At 72.5% G+C, this 13,563-nt stretch carries 14 protein-coding genes; all 14 read right to left on the reverse strand.

The features are described from left to right. Position 1: 1 nt before the first annotated feature. The 14 genes from fusA to ACYSMR_RS05355 all read right to left on the reverse strand — a co-directional run bounded on the left by fusA (position 2) and on the right by ACYSMR_RS05355 (position 13,470). Positions 2-2,116: an elongation factor G gene (gene fusA / locus ACYSMR_RS05290; protein ID WP_251332954.1), complete on the reverse strand. Its 2,115-nt coding sequence runs from the start codon at positions 2,114-2,116 to the stop codon at positions 2-4. Positions 2,117-2,186: 70 nt separating this feature from the next. Further along, a complete protein-coding gene (gene rpsG / locus ACYSMR_RS05295; protein WP_047803917.1) occupies positions 2,187-2,657 on the reverse strand; it encodes a 30S ribosomal protein S7 in 471 nt (156 codons plus the stop codon). After that, the gene (gene rpsL, locus ACYSMR_RS05300) at positions 2,657-3,031 is read right to left on the reverse strand and encodes a 30S ribosomal protein S12 (protein WP_062734959.1); all 375 of its coding nucleotides are present in this window, start codon (positions 3,029-3,031) and stop codon (positions 2,657-2,659) included. Before rpsL ends, rpsG begins: the two co-directional genes overlap by 1 nt. Positions 3,032-3,371: 340 nt before the next feature. After that, the gene (locus ACYSMR_RS05305) at positions 3,372-4,184 is read right to left on the reverse strand and encodes an IclR family transcriptional regulator domain-containing protein (RefSeq protein ID WP_309125523.1); all 813 of its coding nucleotides are present in this window, start codon (positions 4,182-4,184) and stop codon (positions 3,372-3,374) included. A 74-nt stretch (positions 4,185-4,258) separates the two neighbouring features. Continuing rightward, on the reverse strand, positions 4,259-4,978 hold the full coding sequence (locus ACYSMR_RS05310) for a 3-oxoacid CoA-transferase subunit B (RefSeq protein ID WP_461747582.1): 720 nt from the start codon (positions 4,976-4,978) through the stop codon (positions 4,259-4,261). 2 nt (positions 4,979-4,980) lie between these two features. Further along, entirely contained in the window at positions 4,981-5,673 is a 693-nt protein-coding gene (locus ACYSMR_RS05315) for a 3-oxoacid CoA-transferase subunit A (protein WP_461747583.1), read from the reverse strand. A gap of 65 nt (positions 5,674-5,738) precedes the next feature. Beyond that, positions 5,739-6,932, reverse strand: coding sequence for a thiolase family protein (locus tag ACYSMR_RS05320; RefSeq protein WP_461747584.1), 1,194 nt, complete (start codon positions 6,930-6,932; stop codon positions 5,739-5,741). Positions 6,933-6,963: 31 nt separating this feature from the next. Then, positions 6,964-7,398 (reverse strand): 4-carboxymuconolactone decarboxylase, encoded by a 435-nt coding sequence (gene pcaC, locus ACYSMR_RS05325; protein WP_251332951.1) that lies wholly within the window; start codon positions 7,396-7,398, stop codon positions 6,964-6,966. Further along, the gene (locus ACYSMR_RS05330) at positions 7,395-8,231 is read right to left on the reverse strand and encodes an alpha/beta fold hydrolase (protein WP_461747585.1); all 837 of its coding nucleotides are present in this window, start codon (positions 8,229-8,231) and stop codon (positions 7,395-7,397) included. Before ACYSMR_RS05330 ends, pcaC begins: the two co-directional genes overlap by 4 nt. Next, positions 8,228-9,670: a lyase family protein gene (locus tag ACYSMR_RS05335; RefSeq protein WP_461747586.1), complete on the reverse strand. Its 1,443-nt coding sequence runs from the start codon at positions 9,668-9,670 to the stop codon at positions 8,228-8,230. The genes ACYSMR_RS05330 and ACYSMR_RS05335 overlap by 4 nt, the downstream gene beginning before the upstream one ends. 131 nt (positions 9,671-9,801) lie before the next feature. Continuing rightward, positions 9,802-10,386 carry a protocatechuate 3,4-dioxygenase subunit alpha gene (pcaG, locus tag ACYSMR_RS05340; RefSeq protein ID WP_309125517.1) on the reverse strand — a complete coding sequence of 195 codons (585 nt, stop codon included), beginning with the start codon at positions 10,384-10,386 and terminating at the stop codon, positions 9,802-9,804. Further along, entirely contained in the window at positions 10,379-11,206 is an 828-nt protein-coding gene (pcaH, locus tag ACYSMR_RS05345) for a protocatechuate 3,4-dioxygenase subunit beta (protein ID WP_309125516.1), read from the reverse strand. Before pcaH ends, pcaG begins: the two co-directional genes overlap by 8 nt. A 190-nt stretch (positions 11,207-11,396) precedes the next feature. Beyond that, on the reverse strand, positions 11,397-12,593 hold the full coding sequence (locus ACYSMR_RS05350) for a 4-hydroxybenzoate 3-monooxygenase (RefSeq protein ID WP_251332946.1): 1,197 nt from the start codon (positions 12,591-12,593) through the stop codon (positions 11,397-11,399). A 112-nt stretch (positions 12,594-12,705) separates the two neighbouring features. Next, complete coding sequence (locus ACYSMR_RS05355; RefSeq protein ID WP_251332945.1) at positions 12,706-13,470, reverse strand: IclR family transcriptional regulator; 765 nt, start codon at positions 13,468-13,470, stop codon at positions 12,706-12,708. Positions 13,471-13,563 lie beyond the last annotated feature (93 nt).

A 13,563-nucleotide genomic window follows, 5' to 3' on the forward strand; every position in this document is an offset into this window, starting at 1 on the left:
CTTACTCGCCGCGGTTCTTCTGGACGATCTCCTCGGCGACGGCCTTGGGGACCTCCGAGTAGCTGTCGAACTGCATCGAGTACACGGCGCGGCCCTGGGTCTTGGAGCGCAGGTCGCCGATGTAGCCGAACATCTCGGACAGCGGCACGAGCGCCTTGACCAGCTTCACGCCGGTGACGTCCTCCATGGACTGGATCTGGCCGCGGCGGGAGTTCAGGTCGCCGATGACCTCGCCCATGTACTCCTCGGGGGTGCGCACCTCGACGGCCATCAGCGGCTCGAGCAGAACCGGCTGGGCCTTGCGGGCGCCCTCCTTGAAGACCATGGAGCCGGCGATCTTGAACGCCATCTCGGAGGAGTCGACGTCGTGGTAGGCGCCGTCGAGCAGCGTGGCCTTGACGCCCACGACCGGGTACCCGGCGAGGATGCCGAGACGCATCGCGTCCTGGATGCCGGCGTCCACGGAGGGGATGTACTCGCGCGGAACGCGGCCACCGGTGACCTTGTTGTCGAACTCGTAGAGCTCCTCGGCGTCCAGCGGGATCGGCTCGAAGGCCACCTGCACCTTGGCGAACTGGCCGGAGCCGCCGGTCTGCTTCTTGTGCGTGTAGTCGATCTTGTCGACGGCCTTCTTGATCGTCTCGCGGTAGGCCACCTGCGGCTTGCCGACGTTCGCCTCGACCTTGAACTCGCGCTTCATGCGGTCCACCAGGATGTCTAGGTGGAGCTCGCCCATGCCGCCGATCTCGGTCTGGCCGGTCTCCTCGTTGAGGGACACGGTGAACGTGGGGTCCTCGGCGGAGAGCTTCTGGATGGCGACGGACAGCTTCTCCTGGTCGCCCTTGGTCTTCGGCTCGATGGCCACGGAGATCACGGGGTCCGGGAAGGACATCGACTCGAGCACGATCGGGTTCTGCAGGTCGCACAGGGTGTCACCGGTGGTGGTGTCCTTGAGCCCGATCGCGGCGTAGATGTGACCGGCCTGGATCGTGTCGACCGGGTTCTCCTTGTTGGAGTGCATCTGGAACAGCTTGCCGATGCGCTCCTTCTTGCCCTTGGTGGAGTTCAGCACCTGGTCGCCGTTGCCGGCCTTGCCGGAGTAGACGCGGATGTAGGTCAACTGCCCGTAGAACGGGTGGGTGGCGACCTTGAACGCCAGGGCCGAGAACGGCGCGCTGGCGTCGACCGGACGGGTGAGGATCTCCTCCTCGTCGTTCAGGGCGTGGCCCTCGACGTTCGGGACGTCCAGCGGGGACGGCAGGAAGTCGATGACGGCGTCGAGCATCGGCTGCACGCCGCGGTTCTTGAACGCGGAGCCGCACAGCACCGGGTAGGCCTGCGAGGAGATCGTGAGCTGGCGGATGCCGGCCTTGAGCTCCTCGACGGTGAGCTCCTCGCCGCCGAGGTACTTCTCCATGAGCTCGTCGGTGGACTCGGCCACCGTCTCGACCAGCTGGTTGCGGTACTCCTCGGCCTTCTCCTGGAGGTCGGCCGGGATCTCCTGGATCTCGTACTTGGCGCCCATGGAGACGTCGCCCTTGGCGTCGCCCGGCCACACGAAGGCCTTCATGGTCAGCAGGTCCACGACGCCGGTGAAGGCGGACTCGGAGCCGATCGGCAGCTGCATCACCAGCGGCTTGGCACCGAGGCGGTTGATGATGGTGTCGACGGTGAAGTAGAAGTCGGCGCCCAGCTTGTCCATCTTGTTGACGAAGCAGATGCGGGGGACGTCGTACTTGTCGGCCTGGCGCCAGACGGTCTCCGACTGGGGCTCGACGCCCTCCTTGCCGTCGAAGACCGCGACGGCGCCGTCGAGCACGCGCAGGGAGCGCTCGACCTCGACCGTGAAGTCCACGTGACCGGGGGTGTCGATGATGTTGATCTGGTTGTCGTGCCAGTAGCAGGTCGTCGCGGCCGACGTGATGGTGATGCCGCGCTCCTGCTCCTGCGCCATCCAGTCCATGGTGGAGGCACCATCGTGGGTCTCGCCGATCTTGTGGGAGATACCGGTGTAGAACAGGATGCGCTCGGTGGTGGTGGTCTTGCCGGCATCGATGTGGGCCATGATGCCGATGTTGCGGACCTTCTTGAGGTCGGTAAGCACGTCAAGTGCCACGGTGTTTCCCTTCAGGTGATGGTGCCGGCGGCCTGTCGGCCCGGGTGGGGCCGACAGGCCGAAGAAGATTCTACCAGCGGTAGTGAGCGAAGGCCTTGTTGGACTCCGCCATCTTGTGGGTGTCCTCGCGGCGCTTCACGGCGGCACCGAGACCGTTGGACGCGTCCAGGATCTCGTTCTGCAGACGCTCCGTCATGGTGTTCTCGCGGCGGAGCTTGGAGTAGCCGACCAGCCAGCGCAGGGACAGCGCCTGGGCACGGCCCGGCTTGACCTCGACGGGGACCTGGTAGGTCGCGCCGCCGACGCGGCGGGACTTGACCTCGAGGGCCGGCTTGACGTTCTCCAGGGCCTTCTTGAGCGTGGCCACCGGGTCGGCGCCGGTCTTGCCGCGGACGCCCTCGAGGGCGCCGTAGACGATGCGCTCGGCGGTGGACTTCTTGCCGTCCTGGAGGACCTTGTTGATCAGCTGCGTGACGACCGGGCTGCTGTAGACCGGGTCGACGACGAGCGGGCGCTTGGGAGCGGGACCCTTACGAGGCATTACTTCTTCTCCTTCTTGGCGCCGTAGCGGGAACGGGCCTGCTGGCGGCCCTTGACACCCTGGGTGTCGAGCGCGCCGCGGACGATCTTGTAGCGGACACCGGGGAGGTCCTTCACGCGACCGCCGCGGACGAGCACGATGGAGTGCTCCTGCAGGTTGTGGCCCTCGCCGGGGATGTAGGCGGTGACCTCGATGCCGCCGTTGAGCTTCACGCGGGCGACCTTGCGCAGCGCGGAGTTCGGCTTCTTCGGGGTGGTGGTGTAGACGCGGGTGCACACACCGCGCTTCATGGGGCTGCCCTTGAGCGCGGGAGCCTTGGTCTTGACGACCTTCGGGGTCCGGCCCTTGCGGACCAGCTGCTGGATTGTAGGCACAGTGTCTCCTGGTTGCGCGGGCCGCGGACGGCCCGCTGGGATGTTCCGCTCCCCCACCCTCCGGCCGGGGCCGGGAACGGGGCGGGGGCTGACGATAAGCCTGGCGGACGAGTACCACGGTCGCGGCGCCGGGAGCACCTGGGCAGACGAAAAGAATGGCATTCAGGCACACACCGCGTGCCAGAGGACCGAGTCCGTTCTGCCATTGATCTTCCCGGCCCCGTCGGCGTGTCGAGCGCCGACGCATGACCGTGCAATTCCTCGACAGCCTATCAGACCGCGGCCGGCCGGGAAAGCCGGGGCCGCCCCGCCGACGCCCGGGCCGGGGCCGGGGCCGGGGTCAGCGTCCGGTCGCGGCCAGGTCGGCGGAGATCCGCCCGGCGCACTCGAGCAGCGGGGGGACGACGTCGCGCACCGGGTCGCCGGCGCTGGCGCCGGGCATGCCCACGCGCATGGACACGTTCACGGCGGCGACGACCCGCCCCGCGCTGTCGGTCACGGGCGCGGCCGCCGAGCGCAGCCCGATCTCCAGCTCCTGGTCCACGATCGCCCAGCCCTGGGCGCGCACGCGCCGCAGGTCGGCCTCGAGGCGCTCCCGGTCCGTGAGCGTCAGCTCGGTGAAGGCCTCGAGGGTGGTCGTGCGGAAGTAGTGCTCCAGCTGCGCGGGCTCCAGCCCGGCGAGCAGGACGCGGCCCATCGACGTCGCGTGGGCGGGGAAGCGGGTGCCGACGGCGATGGCGACGGTCATGATCCGGTGCGTGGAGACGCGGGCCACGTAGACGATGTCGGAGCCGTCGAGCACGGACGCGGAGGTGGACTCCTGCAGCCGCTCGGAGAGCGCCTCGAGGTGGGGCGTGGCCAGCGCGGGCAGCGACAGCGAGGAGAGGTAGGAGTAGCCGAGCTGCAGCACCTTGGGGGTGAGCTCGAACAGCCGCCCGTCGGTGCGCACGAAGCCCAGCTCCTCGAGGGTGAGCAGGAACCGGCGCGCGGTGGCGCGGGTGAGGCCGGTGCGCCGGGCGACGTCGCTGAGGCTCATGCGCGGGTGCTGGGCGTCGAACGCGGAGATCACCCCGAGCCCACGGGCCAGGGACTGCACGAACTGTCCCGCCGGGCCCCGCTCCCCCTCGGGGGCGGTCGGGTCCTGCTCGGTCATGGGGATCTCCTCGGGGCCTGGGGCGGGGGCGCGGCGGCCGGGACCGGTCGCCGCGCCCCCGCGGGGTGCTGGGCTCAGCGGGCGGGGCGCAGCGGGATGCCGACGATCTGCTGGATCTGCTCGAAGCTCGTGCCGAAGGTCTCGCGCACCGCCACGCCGTCGGCCTCGATCAGGAACACGGCCTGGTCGGTGTAGACGCGCGAGACGCAGCCCACGCCCGTCAGGGGCATGGTGCACTGCGCCACGAGCTTGGAGGCGCCCTTCTTCGTCTGCAGGGTCATCATGACGAAGGTCTGCCTGGCGCCGGTGGCCAGGTCCATGGCCCCGCCCACCGCCGGGATGGCGTCGGGCCGGCCCGTGTGCCAGTTGGCGAGGTTGCCCCGGGCGTCGACCTGGAACGCGCCGAGCACGCAGCAGTCGAGGTGGCCTCCCCGCATCATGGCGAACGAGTCCGCGTGGTGGAAGTAGGAGCAGCCCGGTGTCTCGACCACGGGGATCTTCCCGGCGTTGATCAGGTCGGGGTCCACCGCCTCGCCGTGGGCCTCCGGGCCCATGCCGAGCATGCCGTTCTCGGTGTGCAGGGTGACGTCGTCCTCGGGGCTGAGGTAGTTCGACACCAGGGTCGGCTGGCCGATGCCCAGGTTGACGTAGGACCCGGCGGGGATGTCCCGGGCGACCACCCGCGCGAGCTCCTCGGGGGTCAGCGGGGCCTCCGAGGTCCGCGGGACGGTGCCGGTCTGCTCGGTGCCGGTCTGCTCGGTGCCGGTCTGCTCGGTGCCGGTCTGCTCGGTCATGGTCACAGCTCCTCTCGGGGGTCGGCCTGGGCCGGGGCGTCGACCTGCACGACGGTGTCCACGTAGATGCCCGGCGTCACCACGGTCTCGGGGTCGATCCCGCCGCGGTCGACGATGCGGGCGACCTGGACGATGGACGTGGTGGCGGCGGCGGCCATGATGGGGCCGAAGTTGCGCGCGGTCTTGCGGTAGACGAGGTTGCCCGCCCGGTCCGCGACGTGCGCCTTGGTCAGGGAGAAGTCCGCCTTGATCGGGTGCTCGAGGACGTAGTGACGGCCGTCGATCTCGCGCACCTCCTTGCCCTCGGCCAGCGGGGTGCCGTAGCCGGTGGGCGTGAAGAAACCGCCGATCCCGGCCCCGGCGGCGCGGATCCGCTCGGCGAGGTTGCCCTGGGGCACGACCTCGAGCTCGATCTGCCCCACCCGGTACTTCTCGTCGAAGTGCCAGGAGTCGGACTGGCGGGGGAAGGAGCAGATGATCCTGGCCACCCGGCCGAGCTGGATCAGCTTGGCCAGGCCGACGTCGCCGTTGCCGGCGTTGTTGTTGACGACCGTCAGGCCGGTGGCGCCGTGGTCGATGAGCGCGTCGATGAGCTCGACGGGCTGCCCGGCCACGCCGAAGCCGCCGATCATGACGGTCGCGCCGTCGTGGATCGGCGCCACGGCTTGCGCGCAGCTGGCTGCGATGTTCAGCATGCGGTGTGCCTTCCTTGGGTGGTCTTCTCCGGGGGGGGTCCGGTGCGCGGGTCCCGTCACGGGGCTCACGCGTCCTGGTTCTCGAGCACGACGGCGAGGCCCTGGCCCACGCCGATGCAGATCGCCGCCACGCCCCAGCGGGCCCCCGAGGCGCGCAGGGACTTGGCCAGGGTGCCGAGGATGCGGGTGCCGGAAGCACCCAGCGGGTGGCCGATCGCGATCGCCCCGCCGTGCCGGTTGACGATGCCCGGGTCGATCCCCCAGGCGTCGACACACGCCAGCGACTGCGCGGCGAAGGCCTCGTTGAGCTCCACGGCCGCGACGTCTCCCCACGTGATCCCGGCCCGTTGCAGCGCGAGGTTCGCGGCCGCCACCGGGGCGTAGCCGAAGTACTGGGGCTCGTTGGCGGCCGCCGCCCGCCCGGCGATGCGGGCCAGCGGCGCCAGGCCGGTGAGCTCGGCGGCCCGCTCAGAGCCCAGCAGCGCCGCCGAGGCCCCGTCGTTGAGCGGCGAGGCGTTGCCGGCGGTGACGGTCCCGCCCTGCTCCTGGGCGCGGAAGACGGTCTTGAGCCCGTTCAGCTTCTCGACCGTGGAGGAGGCGCGCACGGACTCGTCGCGGGTCAGCTCGGTGCCGGGGACCGCCACGGTGAGGTCGTCGTAGAAGCCCGCCTCCCAGGCCTGCTGGGTGCGCTGGTGGGAGGTGAACGCGAACTCGTCCATCCGCTCCCGGGTGATCCCGTGGCGTTCGGCCAGCTGCTCGGTGGCCTCGCCCAGCGAGACCGTCCAGGCGGGGTTCATCCTCTTGTTGACCAGGCGCCAGCCCAGCGTGGTGGAGGCCAGCGTCATGTCCCCGGCCGGGTAGGGCCTCTCCGTCTTGGGCAGCACCCAGGGGGCGCGGCTCATGGACTCCACCCCGCCCACGAGCACCACCTCGGCCTCGCCGGCGTTGATCTGGCGGGAGGCGATGATCGCCGCGTCCAGGGAGGACCCGCACAGGCGGTTGACGGTGGTGCCGGGCAGCTCCACGGGCAGTCCCGCCAGCAGGGTGGCCATCCGGGCGACGTTGCGGTTCTCCTCCCCGGCGCCGTTGGCGTTGCCCAGCACCACCTCGTCGATCGCCGCCGGGTCCAGCCCCGGGGCGCGCCTCACCTGCTCGCCGACGACGAGGGCGGCCAGGTCGTCCGGGCGCACGCCCGCCAGGGCGCCCCCGAACCGGCCGAACGGGGTCCGCACGGCGTCGTAGATGTATGCCTCGGTCATGGTGCTCCTCGCTTGCGTCGGTGCTCGTCGGTCACGGGCGGGTCGGGTCCGCGGCGGCGCGCCCGCCCTCGGCGTCGAGGGCGTCGAGGACCTGCCGGGCGTGCTTGAAGGCGTTGTTGGCGGCGGGCACGGAGAGGTAGATCGCCGACTGCAGCAGGATCTCCTTGATCTCGTCGCGCGTCAGGCCGTTGCGCAGCGCGGCGCGCACGTGCATCTCGAACTCCTCCCAGTGCCCGGCCGCGATCAGTGCCGTGAGGGTGATGGCGCTGCGCATCCGGCGGTCCAGGCCGGGGCGGGTCCAGATCTCGCCCCACGCGTAGCGGGAGATGAAGTCCTGGAACTCGGCGGTGAACTCGTCCTTGGTCGCCTCGGCGCGGTCCACGTGGGCGTCGGAGAGCACCTCGCGGCGCACCACCATGCCGTCGGCGTGGGCCTGCCGCTCGGTGCGGGAGGGGTTGCTGCTCATGCTCGTGCTCCTTCGGTGCCGCGGCAGAGGTGGGGGCTGAAGTGCTCGGCCAGCAGGCGCGCCACGTCCTGCGGGGCCTCGGCGGGGATCAGGTGCGCGGCGCCGGCGAGCACCACGGCGCGCCCGCCGGTGGCCTCGGCGACGCCGGCGACGGCCTCGGGCGGGGTCGCGACGTCGTGCGCGCCGGCCACGGTCAGGACCGGGGTGCGGACCCCGCCCAGGCGCCCCCGCAGGTCGAACGCGCCGAGGGCCTCGCAGGCGCGGGCGTAGGAGAACCGGTCGGCGTCCTGGAGGTCGTGGAGCAGTCCGGTGGTGGTGACGGCGTCCTGCTCGATGAAGCCGGGGGCGAACCAGCGCTGCGCGGAGCCGGTCACCTGGGTGGGCGTGCCCGCGGCGGCCACGAGCTGCGCGCGCTCGGCCCACGCGGCGGGCTCACCCACCCGGGCGGCGGTCCCCAGCAGGACCGCGGCGTGCACGCGCTCCGGCGCGTCGAGCAGCAGCTGCTGGCCGACGCAGCCGCCGATGGAGTTGCCCGCGTAGCAGAACGGTCGTTCGACCGGCTCGCCGAGGGACCGGAGGTGGCCGTCGACGGCGGCGAGCACGCCCCGGGCGAGCTCGGCGATCGTGAACGGGTCGTCCGTCGGGGCGGAGCCGCCGTGGCCGGGCAGGTCCCAGCCGACGACGCGGAGGTCCCCGGCGAGCCGCCGCGCGACGCCGGACCAGAGGGAGGCCGCGGACGTGCCCAGCGACGGGCCGAGCACCACGAGGGGCGCCTGCGACGAGGGGGCGGGCCGGTCGGTGAACTCGACCAGGGTCAGGACGGGGACGGTCATGCGGGGTCTCCTGGAGTGGTCCGGGACGTGGACGGACGATCGTTCGCGCCGCGGCGGTGCCGCTCGAGCACCTGGTCGATGAGCAGGTCGTTGGCGCCGAGGTAGCCGGCGGGGTCGAGCAGCCCGGCCACGAAGGACTCGTCGACGGGGCGCCCGCCGGGCAGGGCGGCGCCCTCCGCGAGGCGCACGAGGGCCCGGGCCATGCCGGCCCGGTCGGTGGCGTGCTCCCGCACGACGGCCTGCACCCGCTGCTTGCCCGTGGCGCCGTCGGCGGCGGGCAGCAGGGGGGCGAGCGCCGCGCTGATCCGCTCGGCGAGGACGGCCGGGCCCGAGGCGTCGAGGTTGGCACGCATCCGGGCCGGGTCCACGACGAGGCCCCCGGTCAGCTCGGCCGCGTGCGACGAGGCCGCGACCGCCAGGCGCGCGAGCTCCCGCAGCGCGGGCCACTCGGTGTGCCAGGAGCCGTCGGGGCGCTCGTCGACGACGAGGGACGCGGCGACGTGGAGCTGGGCGGCGAGCTGGGGGGCGCTCAGGGCGGTGCGCTTGAGCAGCACCGACAGGACGGGGTTCTGCTTCTGGGGCATCGCGGAGGACACGCCGCGGCCCTCGGCCGCGGGCTCGCGCAGCTCCCCCAGCTCGGGGCGGCTGAGCAGCAGGACGTCGTTGGCGATCCGCCCCAGCGCCGAGCAGACGGCTGCGAGGGTGTCCCCGGCCCGCAGCACGGGCCGGCGGGCGGTGTGCCACACGTGCGGGGGCAGGACGAGGCCGAGCTCGCCGGCCCAGCGCCGGGCCAGGTCGAGGGCGCGAACGTCGGCGTCGGGGGCGTCCGGGAACAGGGCGAGGCTCGCCGCGAGGGAGCCCGCGGCCCCGCCGTAGGAGACGGGCAGGCGGCGCAGCCGTCCGAGGTCCTCCTCGAGGTCCTGCAGCCCGGCGAGCCAGTGCGCGGCCTTGAGCCCGAAGGTGGTGGGCAGGGCGTGCTGGGTCAGGGTCCGGGCGGCCTGGACGGTGCCGCGGTGGGCGGCGGCGAGGCGGGCGAGGGACTCCTGGACGGCGGCCAGCTGCCGGGTGAGCGGCTCGGCGGCGCGGTGGACCAGCAGCATCAGGGCGGTGTCCATGACGTCCTGGCTGGTGAGGCCGCGGTGGACGAAGCGCACGGCGGCGGGGTCCAGCTGTCCCAGCCGGTGGCGGTAGTCGGCGAGCAGCGGGATCACGGGGTTGCCGCCGCCCTCGGCGCGCAGGGCCACGTCCGCGGCGTCGTAGTCGGCGGCGCGGGCGGCGGCCCGCGCGGAGGCGGCGGCGCCGGCGGGCGCGAGACCGGCCGAGGCCTGGGCGGCGACCCACGACGCCTCGGCGTCGAGCAGCGCCTGGAGCACCGCGGTGTCGTCCGTGTGCTCGGCGCCGCGGTGGGCCCCGGGGCTGAGCAGCCCGACGTCGCTCATGCGCGTCCTCCTGGGAAGTCGTCCGGACCGCGGTCCGGGGGGGTCGTCGTGCGCCGGTCCGCGGACGCCGTCCGCGGCCGCACCGGGGGTGCAGGGGCCCCGGCCGTGCGGCCCGGGCCCCTGCACGGGCGTCACCGCTCGAGGTTGGGGTAGGTGAGGAAGACCGTCTCCCCCTCCCCCTGCAGCCGGATGTCGAAGCGCAGGGAGCCGTCGGCCTCGCGCTCGGCGATCAGCGTGCGCCGCCGCTGCTCCGGCAGGGAGCTCAGCAGCGGGTCGCTCGCCAGCGCCTCGGCGTCCTCGGGCAGGTACACGCGCGTGAACAGCCGGTTGGTCACCCCGCGGCCGAAGAGCGTCAGGGCGATGAAGGGGGCCTTGCCCGGCTCGGTGGGGCCCGGGTTCAGCGTGGTGAACGTGTAGTGCCCGGCGTTGTCCACGGCGGCGCGGCCGAAGCCGGTGAAGGTGTAGCCGTCGCGCACGAGGGAGCCGTCCGCGGTGGGGACGCCGCCCTCCTCGTCGGCCTGCCAGATCTCGAGCAGCGCGTCGGGGACGACGGCGCCGGCGCCGTCGGTGACCACGCCGTGCAGGCGCACCGCCCGCGGGTGCCCGAGCGGCACGAGCTGCTCGCCCTTCTCGTAGGGCAGCGCGTAGCCGAAGAAGGGGCCGACGGTCTGGCCGGGAGTGGCCACGAGCTTGGTGGTCGAGGAGTTCTCAGACATCGGAGTCGCCTTCCGTCCAGGTGCGGTTGGAGCCGCTGAGCACGATGTCCCAGCGGTAGCCGAGCAGCCACTCGTGCTCGGAGGTCCCGTGGTCGTACGCGGCCACGAGCCGCTCGCGCGCCTTGGGATCGACGATGGACTGGTAGATCGGGTCCAGGGCGAACAGCGGATCGGACGGGAAGTACATCTGGGTGATCATCCGCTGGGTGAAGTCCGTGCCGAACAGGGAGAAGTGCACGTGCGCGGGCCGCCAGGCGTTGTGGTGGTTCTTCCAGGGGTACGGGCCCGGTTTGATGGTGAGGAACTCGTACGAGCCGTCGTCACCGGTGAGGCACCGGCCCACGCCCGTGAAGTTCGGGTCGATCGGGGCCGGGTGCTGGTCCCGCTTGTGGATGTAGCGCCCGGCGGCGTTGGCCTGCCAGATCTCCACGAGCTGGTTGCGCACGGGCCGGCCGTCGCCGTCGAGGACGCGGCCGCGGATCTTGATCCGCTCGCCGATCGGCTCCCCGCCGGACTGGATGGTCAGGTCGGACTCGAGCGGGTGCACGTCCCGCTGCCCGAAGGCCGGGGCGTGGAGCTCGATGGTCTCCGGGTCCGCGTGGTGCGGGTCCTTGGTGGGGTGGCGCAGGATCGAGCTGCGGTACGGGGCGTAGTCCAGGCGCGGCTGCGTCTCGACGGCGCCCGAGGCCTCGTAGTCGGCGACGATCCCGGCCATCTCCCGGTCCAGGTCGGCCTGGGTCTCGGCGGCGTCGTCGGCCCCCTTGCTCCAGGCGACGGGCACGAAGGCGCTCTCGATGTCGCTCCGGTCTTCCTCTGCCATGGTCGGCTCCTCTGTTCTGCAGCAGTGGCGGGTGGGTCGTGGCGGGCGCGGCGGCCGGCCGGGGGTGCGCTGCGGGAGAACTCTCCGACCATAGCGCACCCATACAGCATCCGTACAACTGTTCGCATAGCGAACATCTGTGACGCAACACTGGGATCCGGGACGGCCGCCGGGGCGGCCGGGTGGTGGGTCAGTCGTCGGGCCAGCCCGTGTACGACTCGGCGAAGTAGGCGGAGCCGTGCTCGGAGGAGGTGATCGCGCGGAACTCGCCGAGCCGGCGCTTCTGGTTGAAGGGGTTCTCCCCCGGCTGGACGTGCATGAGGTTGGTGGCCCAGTAGGAGAAGTTCTGGGCCTTCCAGATCCGCTCCAGGGCCTTGGCCGAGTACCCGGCCAGACCGGACGCGTCCCCGTGCCGGAAGTGCTCGACCAGGGCCGGGGCCAGCACGCGGACGTCGCAGAACGCGAGGTTGAGGCCCTTCGCGCCCGTCGGGGGAACGGTGTGCCCGGCGTCGCCGACGAGGAACATGTTGCCGTGGCGCAGGGGCTCGCACACGTAGGAGCGGAACTTCAGCACCGTCTTGTCGAAGATCGGCCCGCGCTGCAGCTGCAGCCCGTCCGGCCCGTCGACGCGGCGCTGCAGCTCGGCCCAGATCCGCTCCTCGTCCCAGTCGTCGACGTTCTCCTCGGGGTCGCACTGGAAGTACATGCGCTGGACCGTCTCGCTGCGCGAGGAGATCAGGGCGAAGCCGTGCTCGGAGTTGGCGTAGATCAGCTCCGGGGCGCTCGGCGGGGCCTCGGCGAGGATGCCGAACCAGGCGAAGGGGTACTGGATGAAGTTGTCGGTGCGCTCCTCCTGGGGGATCGCCCGGCGGCAGATGCTCTGGGAGCCGTCGGCGCCCACGAGGATCTCGCACCGGACCTCGACCGGGGTGCCGTCGGCGTCGGTGAAGCGGATCTTTGGCCGGTCGGTGGCGAGGTCGGCGACCTCGGTGTCGGCGACCCCCCACCGGACGTCGCCGCCGTCGCGCTCCCGCGCCCCGGCAAGGTCCCAGAACACCTCGTTCTGGGGGTAGAGCCACACGGACTGGCCGACGAGCTTCTTGAAGTCGATGCGGTGGCTCCGTCCCTGGAAGCGCAGGACGGTGCCCTCGTGCTCGTGACCCTCGGTGAGGACGCGCCCGTCGACGCCGGAGTCGGTGAGCATCCGCACCGTGCCCGACTCGAGGATGCCGGCCCGGTGGGTGTTGTGGATCGTGTCCTTGTCCCGCTTCTCGACGACGATGCTGTCGATCCCGGCGCGGCCGAGCAGGTGCGCGAGCATCAGGCCGGCGGGGCCGCCGCCGACGATGCCGACTTGGGTGGTGACAACGGTGCGCGATGCGCCCATGAGTGCTCCTGGTGATACGGCGATGGACCGCGTCCAGTGTCTCAGCGCCCTGTGGGCGGCACCACACTCGTCCCGTTCAACGGGATCGGGGTCGGTGCCGGGCCGCCCGGGCTCAGCGCCCGGTCTCGCGCAGCGTCCGGCGGATGCCGTGGGCGGCGGTGTGCAGGGCCTGGACGATGGCGCCCGCGCGGGCGGCGGGATCCCCGGCGCGGGTCACGACGCCGAGCCCGGCGACGACCTGGTCGCCGCGCCCGCGCACGGGGACCGCGATGCCGGTGGTGTCGGGCTCGAGGTAGCCGGTCTGCACGGCGTGGCCCTGCACCCGGATGCGCTCGAGGTCGGCGGCGAGCACCGCGGGGTCGGTGGGCGAGAGCCCGGTCACCGAGGAGAGCGGGGCCTCCAGGTAGGCCTGCTGGTGCTCCCGCGGGCCGTGGGCGAGCAGCACCAGCCCCGTGGCCGACAGGTGCAGGGGCAGCCGCCCCGCCACGGACGCCCGCACGGGCACGGCGCCGGGCTGCGAGAGCCGCTCGACGAGGAGCACCTCGCGGCCGTCCACGATGCCGAGCTGCACGTGCTGGCGCAGCGCGGCGTGGATGTCGCCCATGAACGGGCGGGCCGTGCGGGCGAGGTCGAGCTCCCGGGAGGAGCGGTTGGCCAGCTCCCACAGCCGGGTGCCCACCACGTAGTGGCCGCCCTCGACCCGCTCGAGCCAGCCCCGGCGGGCCATGTCGCGGGCCAGCCGGTGGGCCGTGGCGGTGGGCAGGCCGGTGAGGGCCGCGATCTGCCCGCCCGTGAGCCGGGAGTCCTCCGCGGTGAACGCCGCGAGGATCCGGTCCACCCGCTCGAGCACGGACTCCCCGGTGGGTGAGTTGGCCATGGTCCTCCGACCTCTCGTGGGGGCCGGGGGCCCGGTCGGGGCCGCCCGGCCCCCGGGACGGCGGCAGCCCCGTCCCGGACCGGGGTCCGGGGC

The sequence above is a fragment of the Kocuria sp. U4B genome, from assembly GCF_054875615.1.

Coding starts and splice junctions, on each gene's coding strand:
- ACYSMR_RS05335 (WP_461747586.1), bottom strand. CDS start 9,670: ATGAGCGACGTCGGGCTGCTCAGCCCCGGGGCCCACCGCGGCGCCGAG.
- pcaG (WP_309125517.1), bottom strand. CDS start 10,386: ATGTCTGAGAACTCCTCGACCACCAAGCTCGTGGCCACTCCCGGCCAG.
- pcaC (WP_251332951.1), bottom strand. CDS start 7,398: ATGAGCAGCAACCCCTCCCGCACCGAGCGGCAGGCCCACGCCGACGGC.
- ACYSMR_RS05330 (WP_461747585.1), bottom strand. CDS start 8,231: ATGACCGTCCCCGTCCTGACCCTGGTCGAGTTCACCGACCGGCCCGCC.
- ACYSMR_RS05320 (WP_461747584.1), bottom strand. CDS start 6,932: ATGACCGAGGCATACATCTACGACGCCGTGCGGACCCCGTTCGGCCGG.
- ACYSMR_RS05355 (WP_251332945.1), bottom strand. CDS start 13,470: ATGGCCAACTCACCCACCGGGGAGTCCGTGCTCGAGCGGGTGGACCGG.
- rpsG (WP_047803917.1), bottom strand. CDS start 2,657: ATGCCTCGTAAGGGTCCCGCTCCCAAGCGCCCGCTCGTCGTCGACCCG.
- ACYSMR_RS05315 (WP_461747583.1), bottom strand. CDS start 5,673: ATGCTGAACATCGCAGCCAGCTGCGCGCAAGCCGTGGCGCCGATCCAC.
- pcaH (WP_309125516.1), bottom strand. CDS start 11,206: ATGGCAGAGGAAGACCGGAGCGACATCGAGAGCGCCTTCGTGCCCGTC.
- ACYSMR_RS05350 (WP_251332946.1), bottom strand. CDS start 12,593: ATGGGCGCATCGCGCACCGTTGTCACCACCCAAGTCGGCATCGTCGGC.
- ACYSMR_RS05305 (WP_309125523.1), bottom strand. CDS start 4,184: ATGACCGAGCAGGACCCGACCGCCCCCGAGGGGGAGCGGGGCCCGGCG.
- ACYSMR_RS05310 (WP_461747582.1), bottom strand. CDS start 4,978: ATGACCGAGCAGACCGGCACCGAGCAGACCGGCACCGAGCAGACCGGC.